At 34.6% G+C, this 13,513-nt stretch carries 12 protein-coding genes and 1 pseudogene; 7 read left to right on the forward strand and 6 right to left on the reverse strand.

The genetic code is table 11. From position 1 onward, the window contains the following. Positions 1 to 8 precede the first annotated feature (8 nt). Together LNP23_RS18730 and LNP23_RS18735 are read right to left on the reverse strand one after the other, a co-directional pair. Positions 9 to 1,844 carry a tetratricopeptide repeat-containing sensor histidine kinase gene (locus LNP23_RS18730; protein ID WP_230002385.1) on the reverse strand — a complete coding sequence of 612 codons (1,836 nt, stop codon included), beginning with the start codon at positions 1,842 to 1,844 and terminating at the stop codon, positions 9 to 11. A 21-nt stretch (positions 1,845 to 1,865) separates the two neighbouring features. Continuing rightward, positions 1,866 to 2,342: a hypothetical protein gene (locus tag LNP23_RS18735; RefSeq protein ID WP_230002386.1), complete on the reverse strand. Its 477-nt coding sequence runs from the start codon at positions 2,340 to 2,342 to the stop codon at positions 1,866 to 1,868. A gap of 376 nt (positions 2,343 to 2,718) precedes the next feature. Between LNP23_RS18735 and LNP23_RS18740 the strand changes: the two genes are divergently transcribed. After that, entirely contained in the window at positions 2,719 to 3,249 is a 531-nt protein-coding gene (locus tag LNP23_RS18740) for an AidA/PixA family protein (RefSeq protein ID WP_047779042.1), read from the forward strand. Positions 3,250 to 3,561: 312 nt separating this feature from the next. On the opposite strand, the gene LNP23_RS18745 is transcribed toward LNP23_RS18740, so the two are convergent. The 3 genes from LNP23_RS18745 to LNP23_RS18755 all read right to left on the reverse strand — a co-directional run bounded on the left by LNP23_RS18745 (position 3,562) and on the right by LNP23_RS18755 (position 5,423). After that, positions 3,562 to 3,849 (reverse strand): hypothetical protein, encoded by a 288-nt coding sequence (locus tag LNP23_RS18745; RefSeq protein WP_230002387.1) that lies wholly within the window; start codon positions 3,847 to 3,849, stop codon positions 3,562 to 3,564. Between the two features lie 187 nt (positions 3,850 to 4,036). After that, the gene (locus LNP23_RS18750; protein WP_047779040.1) at positions 4,037 to 4,732 is read right to left on the reverse strand and encodes an SIMPL domain-containing protein; all 696 of its coding nucleotides are present in this window, start codon (positions 4,730 to 4,732) and stop codon (positions 4,037 to 4,039) included. A gap of 52 nt (positions 4,733 to 4,784) precedes the next feature. Next, positions 4,785 to 5,423 carry a rhomboid family intramembrane serine protease gene (locus tag LNP23_RS18755; RefSeq protein ID WP_230002388.1) on the reverse strand — a complete coding sequence of 213 codons (639 nt, stop codon included), beginning with the start codon at positions 5,421 to 5,423 and terminating at the stop codon, positions 4,785 to 4,787. A gap of 112 nt (positions 5,424 to 5,535) precedes the next feature. On the opposite strand from LNP23_RS18755, the gene LNP23_RS18760 reads away from it, so the two are divergent. The 3 genes and pseudogenes from LNP23_RS18760 to LNP23_RS18770 form a co-directional block, all read left to right on the forward strand. Then, complete coding sequence (locus LNP23_RS18760) at positions 5,536 to 6,411, forward strand: lysophospholipid acyltransferase family protein (RefSeq protein WP_230002389.1); 876 nt, start codon at positions 5,536 to 5,538, stop codon at positions 6,409 to 6,411. Positions 6,412 to 6,712: 301 nt separating this feature from the next. Then, positions 6,713 to 7,450, forward strand: a complete 738-nt coding sequence (locus tag LNP23_RS18765; protein WP_230002390.1) for a DUF3108 domain-containing protein — start codon at positions 6,713 to 6,715, stop codon at positions 7,448 to 7,450. Between the two features lie 66 nt (positions 7,451 to 7,516). Beyond that, positions 7,517 to 7,621, forward strand: a pseudogene (locus LNP23_RS18770) (transcriptional regulator); the annotation flags it as partial. Positions 7,622 to 7,791: 170 nt separating this feature from the next. Here the strand turns inward: LNP23_RS18770 and glmM are convergent. Continuing rightward, positions 7,792 to 9,180: a phosphoglucosamine mutase gene (gene glmM, locus LNP23_RS18775; protein ID WP_230002391.1), complete on the reverse strand. Its 1,389-nt coding sequence runs from the start codon at positions 9,178 to 9,180 to the stop codon at positions 7,792 to 7,794. 207 nt (positions 9,181 to 9,387) lie between these two features. On the opposite strand from glmM, the gene LNP23_RS18780 reads away from it, so the two are divergent. The 3 genes from LNP23_RS18780 to LNP23_RS18790 all read left to right on the forward strand — a co-directional run bounded on the left by LNP23_RS18780 (position 9,388) and on the right by LNP23_RS18790 (position 13,513). Then, entirely contained in the window at positions 9,388 to 9,972 is a 585-nt protein-coding gene (locus LNP23_RS18780) for an acyl carrier protein phosphodiesterase (RefSeq protein ID WP_230002392.1), read from the forward strand. Beyond that, the gene (gene ggt, locus LNP23_RS18785; RefSeq protein WP_230002393.1) at positions 9,969 to 11,654 is read left to right on the forward strand and encodes a gamma-glutamyltransferase; all 1,686 of its coding nucleotides are present in this window, start codon (positions 9,969 to 9,971) and stop codon (positions 11,652 to 11,654) included. The genes LNP23_RS18780 and ggt overlap by 4 nt, the downstream gene beginning before the upstream one ends. Before the next feature lie 74 nt (positions 11,655 to 11,728). Beyond that, positions 11,729 to 13,513, forward strand: coding sequence for a chloride channel protein (locus LNP23_RS18790; protein WP_230002394.1), 1,785 nt, complete (start codon positions 11,729 to 11,731; stop codon positions 13,511 to 13,513).

Consider the following 13,513-nt stretch of genomic DNA (forward strand, 5'->3'; position numbering starts at 1 on the left):
AGGTGATACTAAAAAGGCAAATCAATATTTACAGTAGTTCCGCTTGCCGGATTGCTGTCAAATTTAATGTCTCCCTGTAAATTGAAAATTATTTCTTTAAGGGTTTTGAGCCCCATTCCGGAAATTTCTTTTGATTTTTCGGTTACATTAAATCCCTTTCCATTGTCTTGTACAAGTATATTAATGAGGTTTTCATCATCGAAACAAGTCAGTAATATGGATAGTTTTGTGGCTGCTGCATGTTTCAATACATTGCTCACGAGTTCCTGCACGATACGATATACAATTATTTCATTTTCAGAGCTCATTTGTTCCTGACACATGGCAGCTTTAAACTCTACTTCAAGACCATTGACTTGTTGTAAATGCGCGGTCAATTCTTTTAAGGCCGGTACCAATCCGAAATTATCCGAGATTCCCATATTGAGTTCATGCGACAAATTTCGGATATCGGTGCAGGCCTGATCTACCAATATAGTCAGCGTCTGGTGGTTGGAAATACTTTTTTCGTCGATTGCATTCAGGTTTACTTTTATGGTAGCCAGCAAACTTCCAAAATGATTGTGCAGTTCCCGTGCGATACGTTTGCGTTCATTTTCCTGTCCCTGTACCATCGACTGGAGCGTCTTGGTCTCTTGCGTATTTAGCAGTTTTTTTATTTTTTCATCATGCTGATTGCGCTCATTATGGGCCATCAGCCTAGTGTTTTTAAACCGTTGTCGGAAATACAGTAACAACAAAATGGCAAAAAGCAACAGAAAAACAGTCACAATAATATAAATCCGGTTGCTAAGTTGTCTTTTTTCCAGCAGTGCGATTTCTTTTTCCTTTTGAGTTACTTCAAAATCGGTACGAAGATTGGCAAGTTGTTTTGTTGCTTCGGTATTTTCGATGCTGTCTTTGTAAGCAATATATTGGGATTGATATGTGAACGCTTTCGGATAGTCTTTCTCGACCTCGTATAGTTCTGACAAAAGCAAAGCCGCATCCCTGATTTGCTCTTTCAGATCAAGAACTTTCGCCATATTGAGCGCCTTAAGCGTATGATTAATGGCTTTTTCGGTCTGTTTCAGCTCAGAATAAATGCGTCCCAACTGGTTGTGATAATCGGCCATACCAAATGTATCACCAAGTAAATCAAGCATTTTAATAGCCCGAAGAAGATCCTGTTCGGCAATAGCATATTTTCCTTGTTTCCAGTAAACTAGTGCACGATTCCCTATGGTATAGGCCTTGCCTATTTCAAGATCAATTTCATCAAAAATAGGTGCCGCTTCGTTATAAAGCGATAAAGCAGAATCGAGTTCGTTGAGCCTGTAATAACTAAATCCTGTATTGAGCAGGTTGATCGCCAATTGTTCTTTATTTCCATGCAATCGTATAACGGCTATGGCTTTCTTATTATAGACAATTGCATTTTTAAAGTCGTTATTGGACATATAGGTATTGGCTATTTCCAGATAATCACTCGTTAGCAGCTTGTCGTTCTTATACTGTATTGCAAGATCAGCGCTTTTAAAAAGATTCTTTAAAGCCATTTTTAAATTACCCTTTAACCTGTATGCTACACCTATAGATTGATAGGCTTCAATTACATAAGTGAACTGCTTATCTATTGAAGCCATCTCCAACAATTTATTGGCATACAATAATACCTCGTCCGGCGAAGAAGAATGCGCAGCTATCTTAGCATAAATCCCCATTTTAGCCTTCGACGAAAGCGTATCTGTTTTAACCAACAGTAATTTAAGGCTGTCAGCTCTGGCCTGGTTTTGCGCCATGACTCCGTAGCTGATGCCAAACAATAAAAAACAAAAGATAGCTACTATCCTGCCTTTATTCATTTGAATGAAATTTAATAATTATCAGTTGCCTTGGTTCGCTCTCAATACAGGATCAATTAGTATCGGAAGACTCACCGTTTCACCCAAAACGTTCTTAAACTCTATAACAGCCAAAAGATCAAAGGCCACGTTGCTATTTTGATTCGCTTTTTTAATATATACATCAAAACTTACCTGCTTATCAGTCAGTGAAGATGTAGTAATTATTTCATTATTATCATTAAGAATCTTAAATTCAGTAAAATATATTTTGTGATACGAATAAAGACGAAGTGGTACAATCGTAAAAAAAATAGTTTCGCCTGTTTCAGTATCGATGCAAAAACTTTTTTCAGCATCACCCATTGCCATTAATCCCTGTTCACAAATAAATGAACTCTCACTGACATTCACTGGTGGAATAGACAAATCAAAATTAAATTCTTTAAAATTAGAACCCGATTCTTTAATAACACGATCTGTATCGATCTGAATAAAAATGTTTCTTGTTTTTTTCATGGCTGATTTATTTTGTAGGTTTATTTTTAACAAATCTAACTAGAAATTTCTTAGGTGTGATACCCCAAAAGAGGTATTTGCCAAAATATAGTACTTATTCGGTAATCTCCGTTACGAAAGCTTTTTTGCTTCACAAATAACGATACTGCTTTTGGTAATCTATTCCGTATTGTATTACTATAAAAAAGTAGCACTTAATTGCCCCGCTACCTACTATGGGGTATTAAAAAAAATCACTCTTTTGGCTTACAAATCAGGCTCATAACTTTCACAACTTTGTCATGTCTTCAAATCAAATATATCGATAACTAAGACAAGGCGTAATCTGAAAAGCCTTCAACAGAGTAGGAAAACAAACCATATAAATTACAAAATCATGGGATTAATTAACATTTTAGTAGCAGTAGACGGAACGCAACTGGCAGAACAAGTTGCTAATGGCAAAATCAAGCCAGGGACCAAAACTTCACCAACTTCATTAGGAGCTTGGTCACAATCAGATGTGTATATTGCAATGATTTCACAACACAATAATGTTGTAAACAACGAAGGACAGTCTGAATTAAAAATTTCGGCGAATTCCGGCGATACCGTTCAGTGGGCAATGACCACATTTGGAAATAACGTAGATAATACCGCATTTTTGTATGCAGGATCATTTAGTCCTTCAGGTGCAATTCTTCCAAGCGGATTACTTTACTTTAATTCACAGACAGCAGAACATCTTCCAAACAACAGCGGTACTTTGCAAGAGTTTACCAACAATGTATATCTTGCTCAAGGTACAGTTATACAGGTTGGTGTAAAAATCCAGTATACCCTCTCATTTCAGTTGGTAAACAATGCTAATGGAAATGTAATAGGTTACTTTTCATGGGATCCATTCATCGATGTAAATCAGGGATAAGAATGCCCCTGAATCAAACCTTTATTACACAAAAAAACTTCAATTAGCACTAGCCAATTGAAGTTTTTGGTATTTAGAACGGGACTTCAACCCGTCTGTCTATCCTTTTTTCCATCAAATACAATTTCTACTAGTAGCCTCTTAATAAATAATTGTGTCCGATCTGACTTCGGGTTTTTGAAAACGGATACGGAATATTTATACTAAGCTGTTGCAAAACCTTATAACTTTTGCAAGAAATTCACATTATTCTAATTCCGAAAATAAGGCAGACCTAGTTTGATTTTAGGTTAATAAAATCAGCCATTTGAATTAATTATTTTTCTCAGAAGTACTTTCACTAACCAAACAATCTATTACATCCATCAAATTATCTCTGGCAAAACTTACATCATTGTAGTTATTTGCTTTTCCATTATCAGATTTGATCTGCTCTAAACGCTCTTTTATGATCTTCAAAATTTCCCAGGTCGAAAATTCTTTAGTATTGGCGCGTCCTTTTAATGTTAGTTTAATCGTTATTTCTTCCTGCTCCGTTCCTCCAAAACCAACAACGTTTTTTCTCTCTATTAATTCTGCTGTTTCTGTGAAAAATTTCATGATTTTTTGCTTTTAGTTGTTATCCCTTTTTTATGTACACTATAAATTTAGCTTTTATTTTCAACACTATAATTGATAACCCGTTTTTTATCAAAACATTAGCATTAAATTTTAAAACAAAAAAAAATCCAAATCCCAATAAATAAATTTGGAATTTGGATTTTAAAATATTGAAATTTAGTCTGATTTAGTCCAGAATAAAACTAACTGTTACGTTTGCTGTAATTTCGATTTCACCAATTGCAAGAGTTTCATTTGAAGCTCCTCCCATTGCATCTGCAGACTCTGACTTTCTCATCGCTGCATACATAGGTTGTGGACGGTAGATTTGTGAATTATCAGAAATTGTAATTGCCTTACCTACTTTTTGACCCAAAACAGATACATAATCTTCTGCTTTTGCTTTAGCATCTTTAATCGCCAATTTTCTAGCTTCTGATTCGTGTTGCGCTAATTTAGAAGATTCAAAAGAAACGTTATCTAAACGATTAATTCCTTGTTGAACCAAACCTTCCATTAACTCATCGTATTTAGACAAATCTTTTAATACAATTTCTACAGTCTGATTGGCATTGTAACTTGTTTTCTTTTTCTCGTAATCGTATTGTGGATTAAGAGCTACTTGTTTTGTTTTGAAATCTGCTGTTGGAATATTCATTTTTTTAATGAATTTTAAAACCGCGTCCATTTTTTCGTCATTTTGCTTTTTGACATCCTTAGCATTATTCCCTTTTGTTTCAACCGTAGCTGAAATACAAACCTGATCGGGTGCTACTTTTACTTTTCCTTCCCCATTTACATTGATTTGAGGAATTTGTTTGGTTTCTTGGCCGTAAGACATAGTCATAAACATAATTGTTAATAATAATACTAGTTTCTTCATTTTCGTGATTTTTAAATTATTTGTTAATTGCTTTTCAAAAGTTGTGCCAGCTTTACAGCTTTCCTAATTTTGCCATTCCAAAAAGTACTATAATCGGAATTGCCAACAAAATAACCATTAGCGTATGATCTACTAATAAAGCAGGTTCTTTTATTAAAGTGATTAAATAACCGCCTACTGCACCTCCAAAATGAGCCGTATGTCCGATGTTATCATTCTTGGCCTTCATTCCATAAATTGAATATAATAAATATAAAATTCCAAAAAGATAAGCCGGTACAGGAATCACAAAAAAGATTCCCAACATCATATCCGGCTGTAATAAAATCGCAGAGTACAAAACACCCGTTACTGCTCCCGAGGCACCAACGGCACGGTAACTGTAATCGTTTTTATGAAACAACATGGTAAGTAAACTTCCGAAAATTAAACTTCCAAAATAAACTAAGATAAAAGAAAAATTGCCTAACCAATTTAAAACTACAGGAGCGAAAAACCAAAGTGTAAGCATGTTAAAAATCAAATGCATCATATCGGCATGTAAAAAACCTGATGAAAGCATTCTGATTTGCTCTCCGGAACGAATACTTCCGACGTGAAATTCGTATTTTCTAAAAAATGCAAAATCATTAAACCCCTTGTAACTTATTAGTACGTTGGCAACTATTATCCCAATCAAAATGGTATTCATAAAAAATGTTTATTGTGAAATGTAAATATAATCATTCTTCAACATAAGTGAGTAAGAAACCAAAATATCGGTCGTTATTCATTTTTCTTTTATATTTGTAAAAAAAAATTACATGCAATTCCTCGTTTATATTTTAGCCTATCCTATTCTTTGGCTTATCTCTATACTTCCTTTTCGAATCTTTTATTGGTTTTCTGATTTTGTATTCTTTCTGGTCTATTATGTTTTAGGATACAGAAGAAAAGTGGTTCGCGAGAATCTGGCTTTAGCATTACCCCATTTAAGTGATGTGGAAAGAAAAGTAATCGAAAAGAAATTTTATCAGCACATGTGCGATATGTTTCTTGAAATGATCAAAACCATGAGCATTTCTCCTGAAGAAATGGAGAAAAGGTTTACCGTAACCAATATGGAAGTCATTAGAGAATATGAAAAAAAGGGCAAAAGTGCCATTTTGGTCACGTCTCATTATGCCAGTTTTGAATGGATTCTGACGATTAACAAAAAATTACTCTTTAAAGGTGTCGGTGTTTATAAAAAAATCGCCAATCCATACTTTGATAAACTGGTTCGAAAAATCAGATCTAAATACGATACTGAATTAGTAGAAACCCGAAAAACAATTCCGCTTATGGCCCAAAACCAGAGAGACGGAATTCTGAGTCTTTATGGTTTGGCAAGTGATCAGTCACCAAAATTGGATCGTATTTTTCACTCGAGTTCTTTTATGGGAATTGAAGTTCCTGTTCACACCGGATCAGAAATGCTGGCTAAAAAATACGATTTAAGCGTTATTTTCTTCAAAGTAAAAAAGATAAAACGTGGGTATTACGAAGGTACTTTCATTCCGATCTGCGACAATCCACGGGATTATGAAGACTTCAAAGTCACAGAAATGTATCTGGAAGAAGTAGAAAAACAAATTCTTGAAGCTCCGGAATATTATTTGTGGACACACAAAAGATGGAAACATAGGGTTGAGAGATAATCTTCTCTAAAGTATAAATCCAAAAAACGATATTTGTTTTTTGGATTTTTTTTTTGAAATTTACTGATAGCGCAGAATTTAGATTTAGGAAAAACATTGAAGTCTTAGGTCAATAATTTTCTTCACCATATAAGTAATGTAAGCACATTTGAGTTTTTTCTTTGGCTAGTCGATCCTAAACAACGGAAAGTTTATTGTTTCGATATCTCCACTATTTTTACATGAACCTTTTGCACACAACACTAAAAAAAGTAACAAAAGTTTGATTTTCAATACTAATAGAAGTAAAAACTCTAAACACATGAAAAAACCACTGTTCATTTTACTAGCCATTTTTGGAACCTTTGTTCAACTTCATAGCCAAGAAAAGCCTCTAAGTCCATTAAATAATCCCGCCGACAAAAGTCTTCTCAAGTCTGAAACTTCAGAAATGAATTGGTTTATGCTTAAGGATACTCTTAAAGTACAAATAGGAAAGGTACAAACCCAAATTCAGAAAAAGAAAGAGAAAATCTACATTATCACAACAGTAGATATGAAACAATCAACTACAAAATGGGTTGATAGCACCATTGTTGAAACACAAAACTTTAAACCGGTCTATCATTCCTCCTTTAATCAACAAAGAGACATGGTATTGAAATTTGGAAAAAAAATCACGGGATATTACTTAGACAAAAAAACAGGAACTAAAACAAACATTTCCGAAGAAGTACATAAGCCTTTTTTTGACAGTAATTTCTATCCACAATTGATACGATTACTTCCTTTGAAAGAAGGTTATTCAAACACCATTTCGATTTTTGATTATAATCCTGCAGCCAAAATTGGAGCTATTAACGCAACAATTAAAAATACTCAAGAGACAACTATCACTTTTAAAGGACAGAAAAAACAAGTCTGGAAAGTTGAAACCACTGATGATATTTCAAATAACACGGCTATAAGTACCTATTATATCGACAAATCGACAAGAGAAATATTGAAACAGGAAATCGATTTTGGTGGTAGAAAAATGTTAATGGAATTGGTAGATTAGGCCTTACTGATTAAAAGGCTTAAACGCAAAGTTAGCAAGGAACACAAAGATTTGTTCTCTTTAAAAAAGACATATGAATCTATCGATGAAAATAAAAAAATATACGAACGCTTAGTTCAAGTGGAAAAAGATAAAGTTGAATATTTAGAGAAATTACTAAAAGCCAAATAAACTTTTATAAAAGATATTAATTCAAACTAAAAAGGCTGCCCTTTCGGACAGCCTTTTTGTTGTTTTATTGGGTTTTGTCACAAGGATAAAACTCAAAATTCACACAGATTTTCAGATTTATGTACGTTTATTGTCTTCAAAATCTTATCTCTAAATCTTCAAAAAAGAAATTAAATCCCTGCAATAGCCTTAATCTCATCAATAATTCGAAGCGCTAAAACGTCTGCTTTTTCCTGAGACGGAGCTTCTGTGTAAATACGAATAATAGGTTCTGTATTTGATTTTCTTAAATGTACCCATTCGGTCGCAAAATCAATTTTTACACCGTCGATTGTTGAGATATCTTCGCTTTTGTATTTTTCTGTCATGGCTACTAAAATCGCATCAACATCAATTTGTGGTGTTAATTCGATTTTATTTTTACTCATATAATACTCCGGATATGAAGCACGCAATGCTGAAACTGACATCTTTTTATTTGCCAAATGCGTTAAAAATAAAGCCACACCAACCAAGCTGTCACGCCCGTAATGTGATTCCGGATAGATAATTCCACCGTTACCTTCACCACCAATAATAGCATTATTTTTCTTCATCAATTCAACCACATTCACCTCACCTACTGCGCTCGCTTCGTAGTTTCCTTTGTGTCCTACTGTTACATCACGCAAAGCACGTGAAGAAGACATATTTGACACTGTATTTCCGGGAGTTTTACTCAATACATAATCTGCACAAGCTACCAATGTATATTCTTCTCCAAACATTTCTCCGTCCTCACAAATAAATGCCAGACGATCCACATCTGGATCAACTACAACTCCTAAATGGGCTTTTTCTTTTACAACCAATTCTGAAATATCGGTTAAATGTTCTTTTAAAGGTTCCGGATTATGAGGGAAATGTCCGTTTGGTTCGCAGTATAATTTTACTACTTCAACGCCCATTAATTCTAACAATTTAGGAATAATAATTCCCCCTGACGAATTTACTCCATCAACAACTACTTTAAATTTTGCCACTTTTACTGCTTCAACATCAACTAAAGGCAAATTTAAAACCTCGTCGATGTGAATATCCATATAAGCATCATTGATCGTAATTTCTCCCAGATTATCCACATCTGAAAAATCGAAAGCTTCTGCCTCGGCAATTTCAAGAATTTTAGCTCCTTCTGCTCCGCTTAAGAATTCTCCTTTTTCATTCAATAATTTCAATGCATTCCATTGTTTTGGATTGTGAGAAGCCGTCAGGATAATCCCACCGTCTGCTTTTTCCAAAGGCACAGCAACTTCTACAGTTGGCGTAGTGGAAAGTCCAAGGTCAATTACATTAATTCCTAAACCAATTAAGGTATTTACTACGAGATTATGAATCATTGGACCAGAAATTCTGGCGTCACGACCAATTACAACTGTTAATTTTTCTTTTGAAGTATTATTTTTAAGAAAGGTTCCGTAAGCCGAAGCAAACTTTACCGCATCAACAGGAGTCAGGTTGTCTCCCACTTTTCCTCCAATGGTTCCACGTATACCTGAGATAGATTTTATTAAAGTCATTTTTTTGAGATATGGTTATTTATTACAAATATAAAAAAGTTGCCGAGTAACTAAGATGCTTAAGTGCTAAGATTTTAAAATAATATTAAAGCATCCTTACTATTACATACTAAGTTTTATAACAAAATGATTTAAAAAGTTTTTATACATTTACTAAAATAAACGTATCGCTTTCGAAACATCGAAATGATACTAACTCAAAAAAGCATGAATTTCCTAGCACACATTTATCTGTCAGGAGACAATGATTTAATAAAAATCGGCAATTTTATGGCCGATGGAATTCGTGGAAAACAATTTGAACATTTTCCGGAGGATGTCCAAAAAGGAATTATCCTGCACCGATCGATTGATACTTATACCGATTCGCATACTGTTTTCAGACAGAGTACCAAAAGGTTACATGACAAATACCACCATTACTCGGGTGTGATTGTAGACATTGTTTACGATCATTTTTTAGCCAAAAACTGGACGAAATATTCAGATGAAAAACTGGAAACTTTCATTAACCGATTTTATCGATCGTTACACGAAAACTATGCTATTCTCACTGAAAAAACGCAGGATCTAATGCCTTATATGATTCAGAGAAACTGGCTTTTAAGTTATCAGACGGTTGAAGGAATCCATCAGATTTTAACCCAAATGGACCGAAGGTCAAAAAACGAATCAAAAATGCAGTATGCCAGTGCCGAATTAAAAGAATTTTATACTGAATTCGAGCAGGAATTTACGCTCTTTTTTGAAGATATAAAAGAACATTCAAAACAAAAATTACTCTTATTATGAGAAAAGTTACACTACTGTTTACCTTATTATATATTAGCTGCTCAGCACAACAGACTCCAGCAAAACCAACCGGATTAGTCGTTACCAAAGCAATGGTGGTTTCTGCCCGTGAAGAAGCATCCAAAATAGGTGTTGAAATCATGAAAAAAGGCGGTAATGCTTTTGATGCCATGGTTGGTACTGAATTAGCGCTTGCCGTTGCTTTTCCGTTTGCCGGAAATATCGGCGGCGGCGGGTTTATGGTTTACCGAAAAGCAAATGGCGAAGTCGGATCGTTGGATTATCGTGAAAAAGCGCCATTAGCAGCCACAAAAGATATGTTTCTCGATAAAGACGGAAATGTAATTAAAGGAAAAAGTACGGAAACTGCTCTTGCTATTGGAGTACCGGGTACTGTTGCCGGTGTTTTTGCTGTTCATAAAAAGCTAGGAACACTGCCTATGTCCGAAATTCTAAAACTCGTAATTGCTCTTGCTGAAAAAGGGGTAGTTGTAACGCAAAAACAAGAAAAAAACTTAAAAAATTATCATGAAAGTATTGTCAAAATAAACGGAGAGCAAACACTACTCGCGGGAAATTTCAAGGAGAACGATACTATTAAATATTCCGCTTTAGCGAAAACTTTAAAAAGGATTCAAAAAAATGGAAGAAATGAATTCTACAAAGGAGAAACTGCCAAAATTCTTGTCGATTATCTTCAGAAAAAAGGTGGAATTATAACCCTTGAGGATTTGGCGAAATATGAAGCAAAATGGAGAAAACCACTTCAATTTACTTATAAAGATTTAAAGATCACTTCTATGGCACCACCCAGCAGTGGCGGAATTTGTCTGGCACAAATTTTAAAAATGATCGAACCTTATGATTTATCTAAATTAGGACATAATTCTGATGCATCTATTCAAATCATTGTTGAAGCTGAAAGAAGAGCTTATGCAGACAGAAGTCAATACTTGGGTGATCCGGATTTTGTAAAAGTTCCAACAAAAGCTTTAATGGATAGTTCTTACTTAAAAGACAGAATGTCAACTTTTAATCCGGAAAAAGCCAGTTTATCTTCCGAAATAAAAGAGGGGAAAATTACCTATAATGAAAGTACCGAAACAACACATTATTCGATTGTAGATCAATTTGGAAATGCTGTTGCTGCGACTACAACCCTTAACGATGCTTATGGTTCTAAATACTATTGCGATGAATTAGGTTTCTTTTTGAATAATGAAATGGATGATTTCAGTGCTAAACCAGGTTCCCCGAACATGTTTGGTTTGGTGGGAAATGAAGCCAACAGTATTGCACCTCAAAAGCGTATGTTAAGTTCTATGACTCCAACAATTGTTGAGAAAGACGGTAAACTATTTATGGTAGTAGGTACTCCAGGCGGGTCTACGATAATAACTTCTGTTTTACAAACCATTCTAAATGTTTACGAATACAACTTAAGCATGCAGGAAGCTGTAAATGCACCTCGTTTTCATCATCAGTGGTTACCTGATCTTATTACTTTTGAACCTGATACTTTCGATACTAAGACCATCGAAAAACTAAAATCTAAAAACTATTTGATCAACGAAAAATCTACTCCAATTATTGGAAAAGTGGATGCTATTCTGGTATTGCCAAATAAAAATTTAGAGGGTGGCGCTGACTTCCGTGGTGACGATAAAGCAGCCGGGTTTTAATTTAGTTCCCTTTTTTTACTGGTTTTTTAAAGATTATAACTTAAATTTGTAGTATCCATAATTTTTAAAACAGAATGCTAAAAAAATATTTCAGAAGACTAGAAAGCATAATTGCTTTGGGGCAATCGCTAATGACACCAAAGCAATTTATTTTTTTATCAAGTGTTTTAATTGGTATTTCTTGTGCTCTTGCGGTAATTGTTTTAAAAACATTTGCCCATAGCGTATTTTCATTTGCCACTTATATCAATGGGATACTTAAATTGAGTTTCATCAATAGTTTACTTCCTATTATTGGAATTTTGCTAACCGTTTTAGTTGTCAAAAAAGTACTAAGCGGAACCATACAAAAAGGAACTTCACAAATCCTTTATGCAGTTGCCAAAAAAGCAAGTATCATCCCTAAGAAACAAATGTATGCTCAAATTATTACTAGCTCCCTAACTGTTGGCTTGGGAGGCTCTGCAGGTTTGGAAAGTCCAATTGTAATTACAGGTGCTGCTTTTGGATCTAATTTTGCTCAAAATTATAAACTTCCTTATAAAGACAGAACCTTACTTATTGGCTGCGGTGTAGCTGCCGGGATTTCGGCCGCATTTAACGCTCCGATTGCCGGGGTTCTTTTTGCTATTGAAGTCTTGTTGGTAGACGTAAGTATTTCTGCTTTTACCCCTATTATGATTTCTGCTGCAACAGGGGCAATTGTTTCTGCTATTTTACTGGATGAAAGCATCTTATTATCTTTTAAACAACAACAAACTTTTAATTATCACAATACTCCTTTTTATGTAATTTTAGGAGTACTTACCGGTCTTGCTGCTATTTATTATTCTCGAAATTTTCAGAGAGTTGAACATTACTTTTCAAAACTGGAAATGGGCCCCTATAAAAAGGCTTTAATAGGTTCTTCTATGCTGGCTGTTCTGATTTTTATTTTCCCTACTCTTTTTGGAGAAGGTTATGAAAGTATAAAAACGCTATCAGAAAGTGATCCCGGAAAATTATTAGACAATACCCTTTTTAGTGAATACCGAGACAATAATTGGGTGCTCCTCATCTTTGTTGGATGTACCTTAATGATAAAAGTTTTAGCCTCCGGTTTAACTATCGGAAGCGGTGGAAATGGAGGTAATTTTGCTCCTGCCCTCTTTTTAGGTTCTTATCTTGGTTATTTTTTCTCCAAATTAGTTAATATGACTGGGCTTACAAACTTACCAGTTAGTAATTTTACGATGGTCGGAATGGCCGGAATCCTAAGCGGTTTGTTTCATGCGCCTCTAACAGCCATTTTCTTAATCGCCGAAATAACAGGAGGTTACGGACTAATGATTCCTTTGATGATTATATCCTCCATTAGTTTTGCTATCTCCAAGCGATTCGAAAAACATTCCCTCGATGTAAAAGGATTAGCCAAAAAAGGACATGCTTTTACCAGCAATAAAGATTCAAACATATTATCGACTCTTGATATTGATTCTATTATCCAGACAGATTATTTAACCGTACATCCTGATGAGAATTTAACCAAACTCGTCGATCTTATTTCCCACTCTAATCAAGTTGTTTTTGCCGTTGTGAATAACGAAAAAGATCTTGTTGGTGTGGTTCACTTTAATGATATTCGAGAAATCATCTTTAATAGTTACCGTGTAAAATACACCTTGATAAAAGACGTCATGAAAACTCCACTTGCTACCATATCCTCTTATGACAGCATGGAAATTGTTATGAGTAAATTTGAAAAAACTAAAACAGCTTTTATTCCAGTCGTACGAAATGAAAAATATTACGGCTTTATTTCCAAATCCATAGCACTTGAAGCCTATCGAACTAAGCTAAGAGCTATGACCATCGAGTAA

This window comes from Flavobacterium cupriresistens (genome assembly GCF_020911925.1).
Taxonomy (GTDB): domain Bacteria; phylum Bacteroidota; class Bacteroidia; order Flavobacteriales; family Flavobacteriaceae; genus Flavobacterium; species Flavobacterium cupriresistens.

What these genes read in the sequence shown, in the direction of transcription:
- LNP23_RS18760 (WP_230002389.1), top strand. Translation starts at nt 5,536, where the DNA reads ATGCAATTCCTCGTTTATATTTTAGCCTATCCTATTCTTTGGCTTATC.
- LNP23_RS18740 (WP_047779042.1), top strand. Translation starts at nt 2,719, where the DNA reads ATGGGATTAATTAACATTTTAGTAGCAGTAGACGGAACGCAACTGGCA.
- ggt (WP_230002393.1), top strand. Translation starts at nt 9,969, where the DNA reads ATGAGAAAAGTTACACTACTGTTTACCTTATTATATATTAGCTGCTCA.
- LNP23_RS18790 (WP_230002394.1), top strand. Translation starts at nt 11,729, where the DNA reads ATGCTAAAAAAATATTTCAGAAGACTAGAAAGCATAATTGCTTTGGGG.
- LNP23_RS18755 (WP_230002388.1), bottom strand. Translation starts at nt 5,423, where the DNA reads ATGAATACCATTTTGATTGGGATAATAGTTGCCAACGTACTAATAAGT.
- LNP23_RS18780 (WP_230002392.1), top strand. Translation starts at nt 9,388, where the DNA reads ATGAATTTCCTAGCACACATTTATCTGTCAGGAGACAATGATTTAATA.
- LNP23_RS18745 (WP_230002387.1), bottom strand. Translation starts at nt 3,849, where the DNA reads ATGAAATTTTTCACAGAAACAGCAGAATTAATAGAGAGAAAAAACGTT.
- LNP23_RS18735 (WP_230002386.1), bottom strand. Translation starts at nt 2,342, where the DNA reads ATGAAAAAAACAAGAAACATTTTTATTCAGATCGATACAGATCGTGTT.
- LNP23_RS18730 (WP_230002385.1), bottom strand. Translation starts at nt 1,844, where the DNA reads ATGAATAAAGGCAGGATAGTAGCTATCTTTTGTTTTTTATTGTTTGGC.
- LNP23_RS18765 (WP_230002390.1), top strand. Translation starts at nt 6,713, where the DNA reads ATGAAAAAACCACTGTTCATTTTACTAGCCATTTTTGGAACCTTTGTT.
- glmM (WP_230002391.1), bottom strand. Translation starts at nt 9,180, where the DNA reads ATGACTTTAATAAAATCTATCTCAGGTATACGTGGAACCATTGGAGGA.
- LNP23_RS18750 (WP_047779040.1), bottom strand. Translation starts at nt 4,732, where the DNA reads ATGAAGAAACTAGTATTATTATTAACAATTATGTTTATGACTATGTCT.